At 64.1% G+C, this 18293-nt stretch carries 17 protein-coding genes; 15 read left to right on the forward strand and 2 right to left on the reverse strand.

What is annotated here, in order from left to right:
* Nucleotides 1–98 precede the first annotated feature (98 nt).
* The 8 genes from CK218_RS20350 (at nt 99) to CK218_RS20385 (ending at nt 9868) form a co-directional block, all read left to right on the forward strand.
* Nucleotides 99–998 carry an SMP-30/gluconolactonase/LRE family protein gene (locus CK218_RS20350; RefSeq protein ID WP_095828682.1) on the forward strand — a complete coding sequence of 300 codons (900 nt, stop codon included), beginning with the start codon at nt 99–101 and terminating at the stop codon, nt 996–998.
* Between the two features lie 111 nt (nt 999–1109).
* A complete protein-coding gene (locus tag CK218_RS20355) occupies nt 1110–1553 on the forward strand; it encodes an SRPBCC family protein (protein WP_066993153.1) in 444 nt (147 codons plus the stop codon).
* Between the two features lie 169 nt (nt 1554–1722).
* A complete protein-coding gene (locus CK218_RS20360) occupies nt 1723–2958 on the forward strand; it encodes a patatin-like phospholipase family protein (protein WP_095828683.1) in 1236 nt (411 codons plus the stop codon).
* Nucleotides 2959–3079: 121 nt separating this feature from the next.
* Nucleotides 3080–3784: an SDR family oxidoreductase gene (locus CK218_RS20365; RefSeq protein WP_095828799.1), complete on the forward strand. Its 705-nt coding sequence runs from the start codon at nt 3080–3082 to the stop codon at nt 3782–3784.
* A gap of 292 nt (nt 3785–4076) precedes the next feature.
* Nucleotides 4077–4868, forward strand: a complete 792-nt coding sequence (locus CK218_RS20370) for a pyrroline-5-carboxylate reductase dimerization domain-containing protein (RefSeq protein ID WP_095828684.1) — start codon at nt 4077–4079, stop codon at nt 4866–4868.
* A 356-nt stretch (nt 4869–5224) separates the two neighbouring features.
* Entirely contained in the window at nt 5225–6736 is a 1512-nt protein-coding gene (locus CK218_RS20375) for a family 16 glycosylhydrolase (protein ID WP_095828685.1), read from the forward strand.
* A 51-nt stretch (nt 6737–6787) separates the two neighbouring features.
* Nucleotides 6788–8545, forward strand: coding sequence for a type I secretion system permease/ATPase (locus CK218_RS20380; protein WP_095828686.1), 1758 nt, complete (start codon nt 6788–6790; stop codon nt 8543–8545).
* A gap of 3 nt (nt 8546–8548) precedes the next feature.
* Nucleotides 8549–9868, forward strand: a complete 1320-nt coding sequence (locus CK218_RS20385; protein ID WP_095801456.1) for an HlyD family type I secretion periplasmic adaptor subunit — start codon at nt 8549–8551, stop codon at nt 9866–9868.
* A 45-nt stretch (nt 9869–9913) separates the two neighbouring features.
* On the opposite strand, the gene CK218_RS20390 is transcribed toward CK218_RS20385, so the two are convergent.
* Both CK218_RS20390 and CK218_RS20395 read right to left on the reverse strand, forming a co-directional pair.
* Entirely contained in the window at nt 9914–10444 is a 531-nt protein-coding gene (locus CK218_RS20390; protein WP_095828687.1) for a dihydrofolate reductase family protein, read from the reverse strand.
* Between the two features lie 99 nt (nt 10445–10543).
* Nucleotides 10544–11434 (reverse strand): LysR family transcriptional regulator, encoded by an 891-nt coding sequence (locus CK218_RS20395; RefSeq protein WP_095801457.1) that lies wholly within the window; start codon nt 11432–11434, stop codon nt 10544–10546.
* Nucleotides 11435–11647: 213 nt separating this feature from the next.
* Here CK218_RS20395 and CK218_RS20400 point away from each other — a divergent pair, with 213 nt between their 5' ends.
* The 7 genes from CK218_RS20400 to CK218_RS20430 all read left to right on the forward strand — a co-directional run bounded on the left by CK218_RS20400 (nt 11648) and on the right by CK218_RS20430 (nt 18269).
* A complete protein-coding gene (locus CK218_RS20400; RefSeq protein ID WP_095778895.1) occupies nt 11648–12583 on the forward strand; it encodes a DMT family transporter in 936 nt (311 codons plus the stop codon).
* A 30-nt stretch (nt 12584–12613) separates the two neighbouring features.
* On the forward strand, nt 12614–13336 hold the full coding sequence (locus CK218_RS20405) for a haloacid dehalogenase type II (protein WP_095778896.1): 723 nt from the start codon (nt 12614–12616) through the stop codon (nt 13334–13336).
* Nucleotides 13337–13552: 216 nt separating this feature from the next.
* On the forward strand, nt 13553–13984 hold the full coding sequence (locus tag CK218_RS20410) for a hypothetical protein (protein ID WP_066993122.1): 432 nt from the start codon (nt 13553–13555) through the stop codon (nt 13982–13984).
* A 264-nt stretch (nt 13985–14248) separates the two neighbouring features.
* Complete coding sequence (locus tag CK218_RS20415) at nt 14249–15127, forward strand: ABC transporter permease (RefSeq protein ID WP_095801460.1); 879 nt, start codon at nt 14249–14251, stop codon at nt 15125–15127.
* A gap of 13 nt (nt 15128–15140) precedes the next feature.
* Nucleotides 15141–15983 (forward strand): ABC transporter permease, encoded by an 843-nt coding sequence (locus tag CK218_RS20420; RefSeq protein ID WP_095783389.1) that lies wholly within the window; start codon nt 15141–15143, stop codon nt 15981–15983.
* On the forward strand, nt 15980–17122 hold the full coding sequence (locus CK218_RS20425) for an extracellular solute-binding protein (protein ID WP_066993114.1): 1143 nt from the start codon (nt 15980–15982) through the stop codon (nt 17120–17122). Before CK218_RS20420 ends, CK218_RS20425 begins: the two co-directional genes overlap by 4 nt.
* Nucleotides 17115–18269, forward strand: a complete 1155-nt coding sequence (locus tag CK218_RS20430; protein ID WP_095778901.1) for an ABC transporter ATP-binding protein — start codon at nt 17115–17117, stop codon at nt 18267–18269. The genes CK218_RS20425 and CK218_RS20430 overlap by 8 nt, the downstream gene beginning before the upstream one ends.
* Nucleotides 18270–18293 lie beyond the last annotated feature (24 nt).

Raw genomic sequence — 18293 nt, forward strand, 5'->3', positions numbered from 1 at the left:
CTCAACACCTGTATGACAGGTTGATGTTGAATTGCTCATAGTTCGGCTTAAAGATATATGTCAAGGTGATTTTGTGACACCCTGCCCCGAGGCGCCCCATGCACGAGAAGCAAGCCGGCCTGATCTTCGATGCGCGCGACGTGGTCGGCGAAAGCCTGGTGTGGGACGAGCGCCGCGAAAGGCTGGTTTGGGTCGACATCATCGGCCGCAGGATCCATCGGCTGGATCCGCTGAGCGGCGCGCATGAAAGCTGGCAGACGCCCGATCTCGTGACCTCGGTCGGCCTGCGCAACGACGGCGGCGCGATCGTCGGGTTGCGCAAGGAGATCGCGCTATGGGACTTCGATGGGCCGTTCCGGGCGCTCGCGACGATCGAGGCCGACAGGCCCGGAACGCGGCTCAACGAGGGCGTGGTGGCGCCGGACGGTTCGTTCTGGATCGGAACGATGGCCAACAACATCGGCCCGGACGACGCGCCGGTCCGCATCGCCAGCGATGAAGGTCGGCTCTACCGGCTCGGCCGGGACGGCAATGTGACGCCGCTCAGCGAAGACCGGTTCGGCATCACCAACACGATGGTGTGGCTGCCCGACGGACGCTTCGTCACCGCCGACACGACGAAGAACGCGCTCTACAGCTATGACTGGGACAAGAAGGCGGGACGGCTCGGCCGGGCGCTTGCCTTCTTCACCGGCTTCGAGCGCGGCCTGCCGGACGGCTCCTGCCTTGACGCAGAGGGCTATATTTGGAACTGCCGGGTGGTTGGCGGAAGCTGCCTCGCCCGCATCGCGCCCGACGGCAGGCTGGACCGGATCGCCGAATTGCCCTGCAGCTGGCCGACGAGCTGCGCCTTCGGCGGCCCCGGCCTCGACACGCTGTTCGTCACCTCGGCGCGCTTCACCATGAGCGCCGAGCATCTCGACGCCAACCCCTTCGAAGGCGGCCTGTTCGCGCTCAGGCCCGGCGTGCGCGGCGTGCAGGGCAACCGGTTCGGATAATCTCCCCATCGAGATCGGCAGCAGCGATCAAAAAACTTCACCATCGATGTCGGACTGGCCAATCACCGTTCGTCATAGGAGCATAGATCGGCAATCAACAGGAGAAACGATATGCCCAGCACTGTCCGCCTGCACCGCGTGCTTTCCACCAAACCTGAAAAAGTCTATCGCGCTTTCATCGAGGCGGACGCGCTGGCGAAATGGCTGCCGCCGAACGGCTTCACCTGCACGGTGCATCACTTGGATGCAAAGGCCGGCGGCAACTTCAAAATGTCGTTCCGCAACTTCACCACGGGCGAAAGCCATGCCTTCGGCGGCGACTATGTCGAGCTCGTTCCGGGTGAGCTCGTGCGCTACACCGACAAGTTCGACGATCCCAACCTGCCCGGCGAGATGCAGGTGACGGTGAAGTTGAAGAAAGTCTCGGTCGGCACGGAGATGGAGATCACCCAGGCCGGCATTCCGGACGCCATCCCCGCCGAGGCCTGCTATCTCGGCTGGCAGGAGTCGCTCAAGAACCTGGCAAGGCTCGTCGAGCCCGAGATCAATCAGTAAAGATCGATCGCAAGGTCTATGCGGCCGGCCGCGACGAAGCGGCCGGCAAGCGGCCCCGCTTTCCACTCCGCGACGTTACGCGTTTCCCCCGCTTGCCAGAATGGCTGCGCTGGGCTGGATTGAGCAAAGCCGAGCTCGAATGCCGAACAGACAGGCACGAGGGGGCGCGATGGAACTGATTCGAGCAGGATCATCACCGGCTGACGACAAGGTCGAGCATTACGAGCTCGGCCTCTGCCTGTCGGGCGGCGGCTATCGCGCCATGCTGTTCCATGCCGGCGTGCTCTGCCGGCTGAACGAGGCCGGCCTGCTTCAGAAAATCGACATGGTCAGTTCGGTCTCGGGCGGCTCAATCGCCGCCGGGCTGCTTGCGGTTCTCTGGCCGCGCCTCAGCTTTGCCGACGGCGTTGCCACGAATTTCCGCGAGCTTTACGTCGAAAGAATCCTCGTTTTCTCGCAGGTCTTCCTTGACGCGCCGTCGATCCTCAAGGGCGTGTTCAACCCGTTTTCGAGCGCGGCGCGCGAAGTCGCCACCTGCTACGAGCGCCATCTGTTCGACGCCAAGGTGCCGACGCTGAAGAGCCTGACCCCTCGTCCGTGGTTCGTGTTCTGCTCGAGCAATCTCAGCACCGGCTCGCTGTTTCGCATGTCCAACCGCTACATTGCCGATTACCGGATCGGCATGGCCAAGCATGCGGACTTGCCGGTCGCGACCGCGGTCGCGGCGTCGTCCGCCTTCCCGCCGTTTCTGTCGCCGCTCAGGCTCGACCTCACGCAATTCGCGTGGGAGAACGACAAGCTCGACGCGAGCGTCGGCCCGCCGGTCCCGGCCGGCCGCGCCGTGCTCACCGATGGCGGCGTCTACGACAATCACGGCATCGAGCCGGCGCTGAAGCGCTGCCGCTGGCTGTTGGTCAGCGACGCCGGCGCGCCCTGGCGGGCGTCGAGCTCCGGTTACTGGAACTGGTTCTCGCAGTTGAAGCGCGTGCTCGACACCACCGACAACCAGGTGCGCTCGCTCAGGCGGCGCGACCTCATCGCCCGCTTCCAGGCGGCGAAGGATGCCGACGACCAGGGCCTGCCCAATGACGCGACCCGGCCCGATTATGCCGCCACCCGCGGCGTCTACTGGTCGATCGCCAGCAAGCCTGACGCCGCCGAGCCGAGCTTCGTGCAAAGCGCGGCAATCGCGCCTGCCGATATCGGCACGTCGCTTCATTTCCTGGGAAGCGAGGAGACGATCGATCTCGTCAATTGGGGCTATTGCGCCAGCGACCAGGCGCTGCGGAGCTGGTACCGGCCGGCGGTGCCGGCTGGAAAGGGCGTGCCACTGAAGGCGGGCGACGTGAAGCCCGGACGCTGTGCGGTGGTGTCAAAGGCGCTGATGAGCGGTTTCAACGTGTGAGCATGGCGTTCGGACTCCGCGTCCGCTTTCGCCAATCGCCATCGTGGCGCAATCCAAACCGGTTCGTGCCCTGCACCGCCGCGTGCTAACAGAGGCGCTTTCAACAAGGATGGACAGCGACATGGCAGGAGAAAAAGTAGCTCTGGTGACGGCGGGGGGCAGCGGTATCGGCGCGGCGGCGGCGAAGCGGCTGGCCGCCGACGGCTTCAAGGTCGGCGTGCTCTCCTCCTCCGGTAAGGGCGAGGCGCTGGGCAACGAACTCGGCGGTTTCGGCGTCACCGGCTCCAACCAGTCGAACGAGGATCTGAAGCGGCTGACCGACGGCGCGCTGGAACGCTGGGGCCGCATCGACGTGCTGGTCAACAGCGCCGGCCACGGGCCGCGCGCGCAGATCATCGAGATCAGCGACGAGGACTGGCACAAGGGCATCGACACCTATTTCCTTAACGTCGTGCGCCCGACCCGCCTGGTGACGCCGGTGATGCAGAAGCAGAAGGCGGGCGTCATCATCAACATCTCGACCGCCTGGGCGTTCGAGCCGAGCGTCGCCTTCCCGACCTCGGCGGTGGCGCGCGCCGGGCTCGCCGCCTTCACCAAGATCTTTGCCGACACCTATGCGGCCGATAACATCCGCATCAACAACGTGCTGCCGGGCTGGATCGACAGCCTGCCCGGCGTAGAGGAACGCCGCCAGAGCGTGCCGATGAAGCGCTACGGCACATCCGAGGAAGTGGCGGCAACGATCTCCTTCCTCGCTTCCGACGGCGCGGCCTATATCACCGGCGAGAACATCCGCGTCGATGGTGGATTGATGCGGGGGTACTGAGGCTCGTTTTCGGCAGGCGGGTCGTTTCGCCGGCAATGCGTGGCCGGCGAACGCCCCCGATGGCAGGAGGGAGCCGGCGCAAAGGTTTCGTATCCACTGCTCTCCCTGCCCATGCTCGGGAACGCAGCCCTGTCCGGTTGGCTCTCGACCGTTGCGATGGCGCTGTCGGCGCTCGGGCCTTGCGGCAGGCTGGTTTTTCCAGCCCGGTCGATAGCGGACTGACGCGGCTGCGGCTGACCGCTGGACAATGGCCGCCGCCTCCCGCACCCTTAAGACTGCAAGGGAGACACGCATGAGCGCTTCACTCAGGCTGGGCATTGTCGGCGGCGCCGGCTGGCTGGGCGGCGCCATCGCGGGTGCCGCGCTTTCGGCCGGCGTGGTGCGGGCGGAGAACCTCACCCTCTCCTATCGGAGCACCAAGCCGGATCGCTTTCCAGGCGTCTTCTGGAGCGACGACAACCAGGCGCTCGCCGACCGCTCGGACGTCATCATGCTTTCCGTGCGGCCGCAGGACTGGCCGTCGCTCGAGCTGGATGCCAAGGGCAAGCTGGTGATTTCGGTTATGGCCGGCATCCGATTGGCCGAGATCGGCGAGAAGCACGGCACCGGCCGCGTGGTGCGCACGCTGCCCAACGCGGCTGCCGAGGTCGGCAAATCCTACACGCCGTGGATCGCGAGCGGCGACGCCACCGAATTTGACCGCGCGACCGTGCGCGCGATCTTCGGAGCCTGCGGCGTTGAGGATGAGGTCGGCAGCGAGCGCGACATCGACTATCTCACCGGGCTGACGGGCTCGGGCCCCGCCTTCCCTGCCCTGCTCGCCGAGGCGATGATGCGCGACGCCGTGGCCTTCGGCCTCAAGCCGGAAGTCGCGCGCCGCGCAGTCAACACCGTGCTCACCGGAACCGGCCGGCTGCTGGAGCTCAACGACGCTTCACCGGCCGATACGGTCGAGGCCTTTCTCGGCTATCGCGGCACGACAGCGGCCGCGATCGAGACGATGCGCGAAGCGGGCTTCGACCAGGCCGTTGCCAAGGGACTGGCGGCCGCGTTCCTCAAGTCGATCGCGATGGGCAAGGCGTGAGCCGGCGACGCCGCCCTTTGAGCGCGGAATGCATCAGGCGAGCATCCGCCGGATCGGGCCCCGCCGCTCAGGTGAGTCGTGCCGCCTACGCGAACTCCTCGCGCCGCGATGCTTAATTTTTGATAAAAGAAATTAGTAATATTGTGTAAAACTGAGTGAGCCCTCGCGTGCAAATTGTATTAGGGCGTTCTCACTCTCTTTTCTTGCGAATAATTGATCGCTGAACGGCAAATTTTCTCTGTACTATTACACAATTCCTTGGAACGATACCCGGAATTACAAGTTGACCCGCTAGCGATCGGTTGAGTTCGCATCGCCGATTCAAGCAAGCCGTGTATGGCGAGGAGGGTTGTCCGATGAGCAGCTTCGTCAATGCCGTAGGCGTTCCTCTCCCCTATAGCGGCTCGTCCAACCATTGGTACTCGGCGGCGGGGTCCGGACCGGACTTGTGGGGCACCTCCGGAAACGACACCTTCTATGGAGCTTCCGGCGTCAATGTCACCATGCACGGGAGCTACGGCGATGACATCTATTATCTCTATGCCGCGGGCAACAAGGTGGCCGAGGGCTATGGGGCAGGCATCGACACCATCAGCACATGGATGAGCTACACGCTTCCCGACAATGTCGAGAACCTGATCGTCACCAACGCCAAGAACTACGCTTTTGGAAACGACCTGGACAACATCATCACCGCCAAGGCCGGCCACCAGACGCTGGACGGCGGCAAGGGCAATGATGTGCTGATCGATGGCGGCGGCGGTTACGACACTTTCATCATCGCGAAAGGCAACGGAAGCGACCTGATCGCCAATTTTGCCGCGACTGACAGCGTCCGTCTCGATGGCTATGGGTTCACTTCCTTCGACGCCATCCACTCGAATATGATCCAGGCGGGACCGAACGTCATCTTGAACCTCGGATCCGGCGAGATCCTCATGTTCAAGGACACGACCATCGACAAGCTGCAGCCCAGCCAATTCCAGCTGCCGATCGACAAGTCCGACATGACGCTGTCTTTCAGCGACGACTTCAACGCGCTGAACCTCCACAACAGCCAAGGCGGCACGTGGGATACCAACTTCTGGTGGGGCGCGCCCAACGGCAGCACGCTCGCCACCAACAACGAGCTGCAATGGTATATCGACGCCAATTACGCGCCGACGAGCTCGGTCCACCCGTTCAGCGTGAACAACGGCGTGCTCACCATCACCGCGGCGCAAGCGCCGGCGGACATCAAACCGCTGATCAACAATTACGAATACACGTCCGGCATCCTGACCACGCATGACAGCTTCTCGCAGACATACGGCTATTTCGAAATGCGCGCCGACCTGCCGGAAAACGCCGGCGCCTGGCCGGCCTTCTGGCTGCTGCCGGAAGACGGCTCGTGGCCGCCTGAGCTGGACGTCGTCGAAAGATACGGCCAGACCCCGAACTCGCTTCTGATGACCGCGCATACGATGGAGACGGGGACGCACACCATGGTCGGGTCTACGGTGAATGTGATGGATACTGCCGGTTTCCACACCTATGGCCTGCTGTGGACGCCGGACAAGCTTGTCTGGACCTATGACGGCGTGCAGGTCGCGGAAGCGGCGACGCCCTCGGACATGGACAAGCCCATGTACATGCTGGTCAATCTTGCGATCGGCGGCCAGGCCGGCGCGCCGCCGGATCATCTTGCCACACCGGCCGAGATGAAGATCGACTACATCCGCGCCTATACGCTGGACGCTGTGGAGGCTAACCCCCTGGTCGCCACCAGCAGCACCACCAGCACCACCACCGCAACGCACAGCACTGCCACGCACAGCTTCGGCAGCAGCACGCTGCATCACGGTTCCGAGTTTGGGGGCCACGCTTAAGATTTTCAGGCGATCGGTTCGATGTCCCGGGATGATTTAGCGGCGGCCGATATGACTGAACCGTCGAGCCTGCGGGCGGTGTTCCTGCGCGCCATCGCCGATGTCGGCATCTTCTCGCTGCTGATCAACATCCTGCTTCTGGTGATCCCGCTTTATTTGCTGCAGGTCTATGACCGCGTGCTGCCCTCCTCCAGCGTCGAGACGCTGGTCTATCTGTCGGCGATTGCGGTTCTTGCGCTCGCTTTCCTCGGACTGCTGGACGCGATCCGCGCCGTCTACACGCAGCGCGTCGCGGCCGCCGTCGACAGGAAGCTCGGGGCAAGGACATTCGCCGTCTCGCTGGCGCCCAAATATGCCGGCGGCCTGTCGCCGCTGCGTGATCTCGCCTCGGTCTGCGCCTTCGTCCGGTCGCGCGGCGTGGCGGTGCTGTTCGACCTGCCCTTTGCGCCCGTCTTCCTCGCTTTGCTCTATCTGATCCATCCGGTGCTGTTCTGGGTGACAGTCGCCGGCGCGGTGCTTCTGCTCGTCCTTGTCGTCGCGAACCAGCTCGCCATTGGCCGGAACGATGCCATGTCCGCGGAACGCTCGGCGTTGGCGAGCCATGCGGAACAGGTCTTTGCCCGCAATGCCGAAACGCTGCGCGCCATGGGCATGGTCGAGAACGCCGCTCGGGTCTGGGGGCGGCATGTCGGGGCAGCGCTCACGCTTTACGACCGTTCCTCGAGCGCCAATGCGATCTTCAGCGGCGCCTCGCGGGCGCTGCGCATGATGCTGCAGCTGGCGATCCTCGGCGCCGGCGCCTGGCTGGTGCTCGAGGGGCAGATGACGGCGGGCATGATCTTCGCCTCCTCACTGGTGTCGTCGCGCGCGCTGCAGCCGCTCGACCAGCTGATCGGCGCCTGGCGGCAAATCGTCGAGGCAAAGCGCGCCTGGAAGCGGCTGGAGACGGTGCTTGCTGCGCATCCGGCCGAGAAGCGGAAACTGGCGCTCCCCGATCCATTAGGCGCGATTTCGGTGCAGGACGTTTTCTTCATGGCACCGAACGCGCAGCACGGCACCGAACCTATCCTCAAGCGGCTGAATTTCAAGATCGGCGCCGGCGAAGCGGTGGCGATCGTCGGGCCGAGCGGCGCCGGCAAATCGACTTTGGCGCGGCTGCTTGTCGGTGCCGCGCAGCCGACCGGGGGCGCAGTGAGGATCGACGGCGCCGACCTCAGGACCTGGGACGAAAAACAGCTCGGGAGACAGATCGGCTACCTGGCGCAGGAGGTGGAGCTCTTTCCCGGCACGATCGGCGACAATGTCGCCCGCTTCGACGCGCAGGCCGAGGACGCCGCGATCGTCGAGGCCGCCAGGCGCGCCCAGGCGCATGAGTTGATCCTGGCGCAGCGCGACGGCTACCAGACGATGATCGACCCTTCCGACAGGACGCTCTCGGGCGGCGAGCGGCAGCGGATCGGGCTGGCGCGCGCCTTCTACGGCAACCCACGCATTCTCGTGCTCGACGAGCCCAGTTCCCATCTCGACGGCAGCGGCGAGGCGGCGCTCGAAGCGGTGCTGGTCGCCGCGCGGGCGGCCGGCACCACGATCCTCGTGATCACGCATCGCCCGTCCATCGCCACGGCCTGCGACCGCGTGATGGTTCTGCGCGGTGGTGTGATCGAGGCCTTCGGCCCGAGCGCCGAGGTGCTGCGGCGGTCCACGGTCGATAGAGGCGCCGGCAACGCCCCGGCCGCCCAGCAGGGCACGGTGGTGACCGGATCATTCGCGCCGACGATCCGCACGCACGGCATCCGCTTCGGATCCTAGACGATGACGATCGAGAGCCTTGCCTGGGATGGACAGCCGCGCACCGACTTCCGACGCGTGGCCTTCATAGGGTATGCGGCAATCGCGCTCTTCGCGGGCGGCTTCGGCTATTGGGCGGTGAGCGCGCCGCTGTCCGGCGCGGTAATCACGCAGGGCACGATCTCGGCGACGGGCGGCAACATCCTCATCCAGCAGCCGGAGGGCGGCATCATCCAGCAGCTGCTGGTCCGCGAGGGCGACCGGGTGCAGCAGGGCCAGGACCTCATCCTGCTCGACCGGACGGCCGCGCAAGCCGAGCTCAACCGTCTGACCAGGCAGTCGATCGCGCTCAAGGCGAGCATGGCGCGGCTGGAGGCCGAGCGCGACGGGCTGGACAGGCTCGCGCCGATCACCGAGGCAGCGCCGGCGCCGTTCCAGCAGGATTTCCAAAACCTCATCCGCGAGCAGCAGAAGGAGTTCGACGCCAGGCTCGCCCGGTTCCGGTCGGAGCAATCGATCATGGCGCAGCGGGTCGCCATGCATCGCGAGTCGGTCGTGGGCTTGAACGCCCAGAAGCTCGCCATCCAGCAGCAGGCCGATGTCGTGAAGAAGGAGCTCGGCATCAAGACAGGCCTGCTCGACAAGGGCCTCACCAACCGCACCGAATATTCGCAGCTGCTGCGCTCGGAAGCCGATCTGGTCGGCCAGGCCGGCGCGCTGGAGGCCAATCTTGCCGGGGCCAACAGCCAGATCGTCGAGGCGCAGGTGCAGGTCGAGCGGCTGACCACGCAGCGCGTGGAGGAAGCGCTGACCAAGCTCGACGAGGTCCGCACCAACCTCGCCGACATCGAGGAGCAGATCAGGGCAGCCGAAGCGGTGCTTCAGCGCACGACGATCAAGGCGCCGGCGGCGGGCATCGTGGTGTCCTCCACCTATAATTCGAAAGGCAGCGTGATCGCGCCCGGCGAAAAGATCATGGAGATCCTGCCCACCGCATCGGGCCTCAACGTCGATGCCAAGCTGCGGCCGAAAGACGTCGATCAGGTGCGCGTCGGCCAGCCGGCGAAGCTCAGGCTGTCGGCGCTCAACACGCGGCTGACGCCAGAGGTATCGGCGACCGTGACGCAGATCTCGGCCGACCGGCTGATCGACCAGGCTACCCACGAACCCTATTTCCGCGCCAAGCTGAAGATCGCCGACGCGCTCCCGCCCGGCGTCAAGCCGGAGCAACTCTATCCGGGAACGCCGGTCGAAGCCTTCATCAACACCGGCGACCGGACCTTCTTCGAGTATCTGGCGCGGCCGATGGTGGATTCGTTCGCCCGCGCGTTTGCGGAGAGGTGAGCGGGCGCTCCGCCCGACGCGCCAGTCCGTCGGGGAGTTGCGTGCCTACGCCGGAACATAAGTCAACCTGATCGCTTCCTCCCCGATCAAATCACTGGCCACGAGCCGGAGCCGCGGCCGGGGGCCGGCGAAGAATGGCTTTCCGTGACCAAGCACGACGGGATGGATGTAGAGACGATACTCATCGATAAGCCCGAGGTCGGTCAGGCTTCGCGCCAGGTCCGGCCCGGAAACGACGATCTCTCCAGCGAGCCGAGCCTTCAGGTCACGTATCACCTCCGCCAGGCCGCCTTCGACAAGCGTGGCGTTGGGGCCAACCGACAGCAACGTGCTCGACACGACCCACTTCGGCTGGCTCCGCCACGCCGTCGCGAATTCGCGGAGCTCAGGGGTCCACTCGGAACGGTCTTCGTCCCAGTAGCGCATCACCTCGTACATGCGACGACCGTACACGCTGCCCGTCAGGCCGCGCACTTGCTCTATCCAGTGACGAAACAGCGCGGGATCGGGCGCAAATGCCTCGTGGTCGACATAGCCGTCCAGTGACTGATTCATTCCGAAGACGAGCTTCGCCATGCTAATATTCCATTCCAGCCTTCTTTTCAGGATACCGGTGAATCGCGCCGCTGCGTGATCTGTGACGGCCTTGTCGCGCTCCTGGCCAGCACGACGGTTTCAAACGGCGATCTGAAGCGCCCCGTAGCGTTTGACTTCGGCTTCGATCTCCCTGACCAAAGTCTCCAGCGCGGGATTTCGGGAGTTGCGCGCGCGCCTGATCACATAGGCCAGGTCCGGCGGTTTGGGGAAGTGTTTGTCGACGATCTCCATGCCGGGTTGCAGGTGCCGCTGGCTCAAGAGCGCGACGCCGAGCCCGGAGGTCACGCCGGCGACGATGCCGGCTGCGCTGGAGCATTCGAACACGGTTTCGAACACGGTTCCCTCGTCCTGCCCGAGATCGAGACCCCAGCGCCGATAGAAGCAGTTCTCGTCGAAGGACAGGAACGGGATCGGCTTTTCCTTCGACAGGACCAGATCCGGCGACTTCACCCAGTGCAGCGTCTCGCGGTAGAGGACGATGTCGGCGGGACGAACCTCGTGCTGGAACAGCTGGACGATCGCGGCGTCAAGGGCCCCCTGGCTGAGTTGCTCCCGCAAGACGAGGCTCATGCGCACTTGCGTACGGACGCTCACCTCGGGATGGAGCCTGCGGAACCGGCCAAGAATGCGCGAGAGGTCCGTGCACGTCGTATCCTCGGTCATTCCCAGCGCGATCTTGCCTTGCAGCGTGCTCTTCGAGAGGCTCAGTACCGCCTCGTCATGAATTCCCAGGATGCGCCGCGCATAACCCAGGAGATCATGGCCGGCCGTGGTGAACAGCGGCGCGTTTGGCTTCCGGCTGAGGATTTCGCAGTCGAGGCTCGCTTCCAGCCGCCTCATCTTGTGGCTGACGGCCGATTGCGACAAGCCCAGAACCTCGGCCGCACGGGTGACACCGCCATGTTTCTCGATCGCGACCAGCGCCCGCAGGGCATCGACATCCAGGCGGCGGCTCATAATTCCAGCCATGACAATCCTCGCTTGCAATGAAAGCACCGCGCCAAACCTTTGGCACAGAGCGGGTTTTCGGGCAAATTCTTATGTCATTGTTCGTGGCTGTTTCAATGAGTGTATCGAAATTTGTCATGTGCAAGGCAGCGAGTGTGCAGCCATAAGTCTGCGCCAGACAGCGCTGGTGATCCGCTTCAGGAGCATGGCGCACCGCTCGAATAAAGACAGCCCATGACGCTTCTGCAGAACAAGCCTCATCCTCTGCTATGGCCGAGCGTGGCGGCAGCCCTGGTCCTAAGCTGGAGCTCAGGCTTCGTCGGCATCCGCTACGCCAGCGAGAACGCCGACGTCATGCTGGTCCTGTTCTGGCGGACTTTTTTGTCCGGACTTATCCTGCTGCCATTTGCTCTCCTGATCGGGCGGCGCATCAGCGGGCGCGCCTTGGCGCAGCAAATGGCGTTCGGCGTGGCGACGATGTTCCTCTATCTGGGCGGGTTCGCCCTTGCCATCGGCCAGCGCGTTCCGACCGGCCTCGTCGCGCTGATCTCCGATCTTGTGCCTCTCGCCATCGCGGCGCTGTCGCAGCCCATTCTCGGCCACCGGCTGAGCGCAAGGCAATGGATCGGAACGGCCTTGGGCGCGAGCGGCGTCCTTATCGTCTCCCTGGACAGCCTCAGTCTCGGCAAAGCACCGGTCTGGGCCTATGTCCTCACCGTCGCTTCCATGCTGGTGTTCGCCCTGGCGACCGTGGTGCAGAAGCGGATCAGGACGATCGATATGCCCATCCATCAGAGCTTGTGCATTCAATGCCTGACGGCGGCGATCCTCTTTGCCGCCTGCGCCGAATGGAACGGCGGCCTGACACCGCCGCTCGACGGGCGTTTCCAGTTCGGCATGGCGTGGCTGGTGCTGTTCTCGACCTTCTTCTGCTACGGCGTCTACTATATGAGCCTGCGCCACTACACCGCCGCACAGGTCAGCAGCGTGGTCTATCTCAGCCCGCCGGTGACGATGCTCTGGGCGTGGCTGATCTTCGGCGAACCGCTATCGAGAGCGATGTTCCTCGGCCTGGCGGTGACCCTGTTCGGTGTCTGGCTGACCTCATCGAGGAGCGCTGCATCGAAGGACAAGGCGCGTTTGAGCTCATGCGAGCAGCCTGCCGGATAATCACGCGACACCAACAAGGAGTGCAATTCCATGAAGCTGACCGATTTCAAGGCCCTGACCTTCGACTGCTACGGCACGCTCATCGACTGGGAATCCGGCATGATCGAGGGCCTGAAGCCGCTGACAGAGCGCGCCGGCCGCCGTTTGAGCCGCGACGACATCCTCGAGGCGCATGCCCGGCACGAATCCAGCCAGCAGAACTGGACTCCGGCAAGACGCTACCGCGACCTTCTGCCGATCGTCTACAAGCGGCTTGCCGAGGAATGGGGCGTCGTCGCCACCGCGGAGGAATGCACGGCCTATGGCGAAAGCGTGAAGGATTGGCCGGCCTTTGCCGACTCGGCGGAAGCCTTGCGGTATCTCAAGCAGCACTACAAGCTGATCATCCTTTCCAACGTCGACAACAAGAGCTTTTCGTTCAGCAACAAGAAGCTCGGCGTCGACTTCGACGCGATATACACGGCAGAGGATATCGGCTCCTACAAACCCTCCGCCCGCAACTTCGACTATATGCTCGAAAAGCTGGCGACGATCGGGGTGGAGAAAAGCCAGGTCCTGCACACGGCCGAAAGCATGTTCCATGATCACGCTCCCGCCAATCGCGTCGGCCTGGCATCGTGCTGGATCTATCGCCGTCATGCCGACCAGGGCTTCGGCGCCACGATGCACCCGGGCGATATGCCAAATGTGGATTTCCGCTTCGACAGCATGGCCGACCTCGTCAAGGCGCACAGGCAAGAATTGGGCGCCTGAGGCCGCAGCGCACGGAGGAGGCGCCGACCGGGCCGAGGCGGATGACGGAGATTGCCGGACGACGCCACGCCGCCTGCTTTCGTGGCATCCTCCCGCACCCGGATTCAATCCGCGAGCCTTGGAACCAAAAGACCTGCGAGACTGTTCAGCTATCGTTTGATACAACGCTGACGTGCCCTGCCGGTTGGGCAATCGGCGCTTTCGAGGAGTCTCACCATGTCCAGAATTCGTTCAGCCGCGATTGCGGTCATCGCCGCTGTCGGCGTGAGCTTTGCCAGCGCAGCTCACGCCGACAGCGGCACGATCCGCTTCTCCATCTATAAGGCGGCCTTCTTCATCGGCGGCGCCGGCGGCGAAGGCACGCTGACCTTCCGTGGTCGCAACTATCCCATCTCGATCGGCGGCATCTCGGGCGGCCTCGCCTTCGGGGCTTCCAAGACCTATTTCAAAGGCACAGTGCGCCACATTCGCCGCGCCCGCGACGTGGCGGGAGTGTACGGCGCGGCGGGCGGCGGCGGGGCGCTCGGCAGAGGCGCTCAGGTGATCGTCATGACCAACGACAAGGGCGCCGAACTCCAGCTCACAGGCCGGCAGGTAGGCCTGCAGATCAATGCCGATCTCAGCGGCATGACCATCGGGCTGAAATAAGGGGGCGGGCCAAGCGGGTCATTCCCTCCGCCAATTGGCGCCACCTGATCCAGCCGCACCGAGTGTCCGGTAGAATGGGAAGGGCCCGATGTCGGGCCCTTTTCCTTGCTTGCCTGGACTGTTTGCGTGGAGGCACGACGCCATCGCCAACAGTCGGAGGCTCTCTGGCTCAATCGCCGCCTGTAGACATCGCGCGCCCAATCACCCAATCTGACCCGCGGGAACAAGAAGCGCTTCAAAGAAAGCGCGGACCTTCGGGTGCGCATGAAAAATCGATGGACCTTGTATGATCCACGGCTGGCCTGGATGCTGATCGCGCCGGTGCTGCTGCTCTTGATCTTCTTCCTGGTGCTGCCGATCGCCGTGATGTCGGTCTACACCTTCTTCACCTTCGTCACCGCCGGCGTGGAAACCAGCGCGCTGACAACCGCGAACTGGCACGAATTCCTCACCGACAGCTACTATCACGGCTTCCTGTTGAAGACGCTGCGGGTCGGCGCCATCACCGCCCTGCTCTGCGGCGTGCTCGGCTATTTTCCGGCCTATTTCATCTGGGCGACGAGCTTCAGGCACAAGTGGCTGCTGCTTCTCCTGCTCATCGTGCCGTTCTGGATCAGCTTCACCATTCGCACCTTTTCCTGGATCAACATTCTCGGCGAACAGGGCGTCATCAACGTGGCGCTCATAAAGTTGGGCATTGTCAGCGAGCCGCTGCCGATGCTCTACACCGAGGGCGCGGTGATCATGGGGCTGCTGCATTTCCTGCTGCCCTACATGATCCTCAACGTCTATGTCAGCCTGGAAAGCATCGACCGCACGCTGATTGCGGCAGCCCGCTCGATGGGCTGCACCAGCGCGCAAGCGTTTCGCGAGGTGACGCTGCCGCTTTCGTTGCCCGGCCTCGCGGCCGGCCTGCTGCTCTGCTTCGTGCTTGCCGCCGGCAGCTATGTGACGCCGCAGCTTCTGGGCTCGGGCCGCGACGCGCTGTTCGGCAATCTGATCTACGACACCATCATGAGCGAGCTGAACTGGCCGATGGGCGCCACGCTTTCGATCGTGCTGTTCGTCGTGCTCGGTTTCTTCGCCGCCATCTACACCCGCTACATGGGCATGTCGCAGATCGTCAAAGGCCTTGGAGGATGAGGGGATTGGGCGGATGAAGCCTGCACGCCGGAAACAGGAAGGCAGATGGGCCTGGCGGCTGACCGGCTTCGTCACGCTCTGCGTCTACATCTTCATGTTCGCGCCGATTGCGGCGACCGTCATCCTGTCGTTCAACGCCTCGATGTTCGGCGGCTTCCCGATGACCGGCTTTTCGCTGCAATGGTACGGCAAGCTGATGGCCAATGAGGCGGTGCTGGCCGCGTTCCGGACGTCGCTGTGGATCGCTCTGGTCACCGCGGCCGCCACCACGGCGATCGGCGTCGTCACCTCGTTCGCGCTGGTGCGTTTCGACTTCCCCGGCAAGCAGGCGCTGAGCACGCTGGTGATCCTGCCGGCGCTGGTGCCCGAAACCATTCTGGGCGTCGGCCTCCTGGTGCTGATCAAGGCGGTCGACCAGCCGCGGACGTTGCTCCTCCTGGTGCTCGGCCATATTCTGCTCGCCGTGCCCTATGTGGTGCTGATCACCCAGGCACGCATGGTGGGCATCCGGCGCGTCTATGAGGAGGCCGCGCTTTCGCTCGGCGCCTCGCGCTTCTCGTCCTTCCGCGAGATCACGCTGCCGCTGCTCATCCCGGCGGTGGTGGCGGGCGCGCTGCTCGCCTTCACCATCTCGTTCGACAACACCTCGGCCAGCCTGTTCTGGCGGCCGGCCGGCGTCGAGACCATGCCTACCCAAATCCTTTCGATGCTGAAGATTTCGATAAGCCCGGAGATCAATGCGCTGGGCACGGTCATGATCCTGGTGACCGTCGGCATCCCGCTGATCGGCGGCGTTCTCATGCAAAGCCTGACAAAATTGAGAAGACGAGGCGAACCAAAGGAGGAAGCAAAATGAAACTATCCACCACCAAGCGGCTGGAACGGCTGCATGACCGCTACGTGAACGGCGATTTGAGCCGCCGCACCTTTCTGAGCCTGACCGCCGCCGCCGCGGCCTCGGCCGGCCTCTCCATGCCGTGGATGAGCCGCGCGCTCGCCGCGGTCGAGCAGGTGCGCTTCGACGGCTGGGGCGGAACCGTGCAGGAGGCGATCGACAAATACGCCTTCCAGCCCTACACGGCCAAGACCAAGATCAAGGTGGTCCAGGGCACGTTCGGCGACGAGAACGAGATCATCACCAAGATCAAAACGGCGAAGCCAGGCGACTTCCAGATCGTGCATTCGTCCGGCGTCAACTACTACATCAAATACGTCAATGCCGGCATGAACTCGGAGATCAACGAGGCCAACATTCCCAACATGGCGAATGTGCTGCAGCCGATGATCGAGCCGTTCCGCAAGCTGACGCCAAAGCTCTCGGCGGTGCCCTACGACTACGGCACCACCGGCATCGCCTACAACACCAAGGTGATCTCGCCCGAGGAGGCGAAGGAAAAGGGTGCCGGCCTGCTGCTCGACAAGAAATACGCCGGCAAGGTCGGCGGCTATGCCGACATGACCACGCGCGTCTGGTACGCGGCTTTGGCCACCGGACAGGATCCCAACAACATCAAGGACATGGACACGATCTGGGCCAAGGTGCGCGAGACGCGCGACCTCGCCAAAAAATTCTGGAGCTCCGGCGCGGAACTGATGGACCTGTTGTCCAAGGGCGAGATCGTGGTGACCGACGCCTGGTCGGGCCGCGTCGCCGCCCTGCAGGATCAGGGCCATCCGATCGGCTATCTCGATCCTGCTGGCTCCTATGCCTGGATGGAGGACATGCTGATCCTGAAAGGCTCGCCGATGACCGAATGCGAAGAGCTGATCAACTTCATGCTCGATCCGGCCACCTCGATCGCGGTGGCCGAGGGCCAGAGCTACCCGCCGTCGCTCGACCCGACCAAGGTGAAGCTAACCGAGAAGATCGAGAAGCTGCCGGCTTTCGACAAGACCGGCTCGATGAAGGCGCTGACCTTCGCCGATCCGGTCTACTGGGCGACCAACGAGGACGCCTGGACCAAGCAGTGGGACAGGATCGCGAAAGGTGCCTGACAGAAGCGAAGCGTCACTCAGCCCCCGGCCGGTCTCGGCCGGGGCACCCGCTCCCAACATGGGTGCGGAGCAGCCGGCGGTCGAGTTCCGCGACATCGACATCGCCTATGGCAAGTTCGTCGCGGTTCGCGACTTCTCGCTGTCGATCCGCAAGGGCAGCTTCGTCACGCTGCTCGGGCCGTCGGGCTGCGGCAAGACGACGATCCTGCGCTCCATCGCCGGGCTGGTCGATATTTCTGGCGGCCAGATCATGATCGACGGGCGACGGGTCGACGACGTGCCGATCTACAAGCGCAACATCGGCCTGGTATTCCAGAGCTACGCGCTGTTCCCGCACAAGAGCGTGTTCGACAATGTCGCCTTCGGCCTGAAGTATCGCAACGTGCCGAAGCCCGAGATCGCGCGCAGGGTCGGCCAGGCGCTCGACATGGTGCGGCTGCCGGGCAGCGAGAAGAAGCTGCCCTCGCAATTGTCGGGCGGGCAGCAGCAGCGCATCGCGCTGGCGCGGGCCATCGTCTTCGAACCGCAGGTGCTGCTGCTCGACGAGCCGCTGTCGGCGCTCGACGCCAACATGCGCGAGGAGATGCGCGTCGAGATCAAGAAGATCCAGAAGGCAACCGGCATCACCGCCATCTTCGTCACCCACGACCAGGAAGAAGCGCTCTCCATGTCGGACCGCATCGTGGTGATGAACGCCGGCTCGGTCGAGCAGATCGGCACGCCGGAGGAAGTCTATGAGCGGCCCGCCACCGCCTTCGTCGCCGATTTCCTCGGCAAGGCCAACATGCTTGCCGGCACTGTCAGCAGATCCGACGGGCAGATAGCGGTGACGCTTGCCGCCGGCCAGACCGTCCATGTAACGTCGCCGCGGCCGCTGGCGCCGGGCAGCAAGGTCACCGTGGTGGTGCGGTCGCAGAAACTGTCGGTCGGTCCTGCAGCAGGCGGCAACCGGCTCTCCGGCCGGGTCGTCTCGACCTCCTATCTCGGCGGCAGCGCCATTTACGAGATCGACTTCGGCGGCAAGACGAGCATCCGCGCCAACGCGCCGATCAACGGCCGCATCGTCCGGGAGGGCGAGATCATCGAGGTCGGGTTCGATCCGAGCGGCTGTGTTTTGCTGGACGAGAACGGGCAGCGAATTTCGTAGCCTACCAAGCCCCTGTTCGCATCG

Origin of the sequence: Mesorhizobium sp. WSM3879 (genome assembly GCF_002294915.1) — a bacterium.
In the GTDB taxonomy this organism is placed as follows: Bacteria; Pseudomonadota; Alphaproteobacteria; order Rhizobiales; family Rhizobiaceae; genus Mesorhizobium.

Coding starts and splice junctions, on each gene's coding strand:
- CK218_RS20405 (WP_095778896.1), top strand. CDS start 12,614: ATGAAGCTGACCGATTTCAAGGCCCTGACCTTCGACTGCTACGGCACG.
- CK218_RS20410 (WP_066993122.1), top strand. CDS start 13,553: ATGTCCAGAATTCGTTCAGCCGCGATTGCGGTCATCGCCGCTGTCGGC.
- CK218_RS20375 (WP_095828685.1), top strand. CDS start 5,225: ATGAGCAGCTTCGTCAATGCCGTAGGCGTTCCTCTCCCCTATAGCGGC.
- CK218_RS20350 (WP_095828682.1), top strand. CDS start 99: ATGCACGAGAAGCAAGCCGGCCTGATCTTCGATGCGCGCGACGTGGTC.
- CK218_RS20420 (WP_095783389.1), top strand. CDS start 15,141: ATGAAGCCTGCACGCCGGAAACAGGAAGGCAGATGGGCCTGGCGGCTG.
- CK218_RS20395 (WP_095801457.1), bottom strand. CDS start 11,434: ATGGCTGGAATTATGAGCCGCCGCCTGGATGTCGATGCCCTGCGGGCG.
- CK218_RS20425 (WP_066993114.1), top strand. CDS start 15,980: ATGAAACTATCCACCACCAAGCGGCTGGAACGGCTGCATGACCGCTAC.
- CK218_RS20365 (WP_095828799.1), top strand. CDS start 3,080: ATGGCAGGAGAAAAAGTAGCTCTGGTGACGGCGGGGGGCAGCGGTATC.
- CK218_RS20415 (WP_095801460.1), top strand. CDS start 14,249: ATGAAAAATCGATGGACCTTGTATGATCCACGGCTGGCCTGGATGCTG.
- CK218_RS20400 (WP_095778895.1), top strand. CDS start 11,648: ATGACGCTTCTGCAGAACAAGCCTCATCCTCTGCTATGGCCGAGCGTG.
- CK218_RS20355 (WP_066993153.1), top strand. CDS start 1,110: ATGCCCAGCACTGTCCGCCTGCACCGCGTGCTTTCCACCAAACCTGAA.
- CK218_RS20380 (WP_095828686.1), top strand. CDS start 6,788: ATGACTGAACCGTCGAGCCTGCGGGCGGTGTTCCTGCGCGCCATCGCC.
- CK218_RS20370 (WP_095828684.1), top strand. CDS start 4,077: ATGAGCGCTTCACTCAGGCTGGGCATTGTCGGCGGCGCCGGCTGGCTG.
- CK218_RS20390 (WP_095828687.1), bottom strand. CDS start 10,444: ATGGCGAAGCTCGTCTTCGGAATGAATCAGTCACTGGACGGCTATGTC.
- CK218_RS20385 (WP_095801456.1), top strand. CDS start 8,549: ATGACGATCGAGAGCCTTGCCTGGGATGGACAGCCGCGCACCGACTTC.
- CK218_RS20360 (WP_095828683.1), top strand. CDS start 1,723: ATGGAACTGATTCGAGCAGGATCATCACCGGCTGACGACAAGGTCGAG.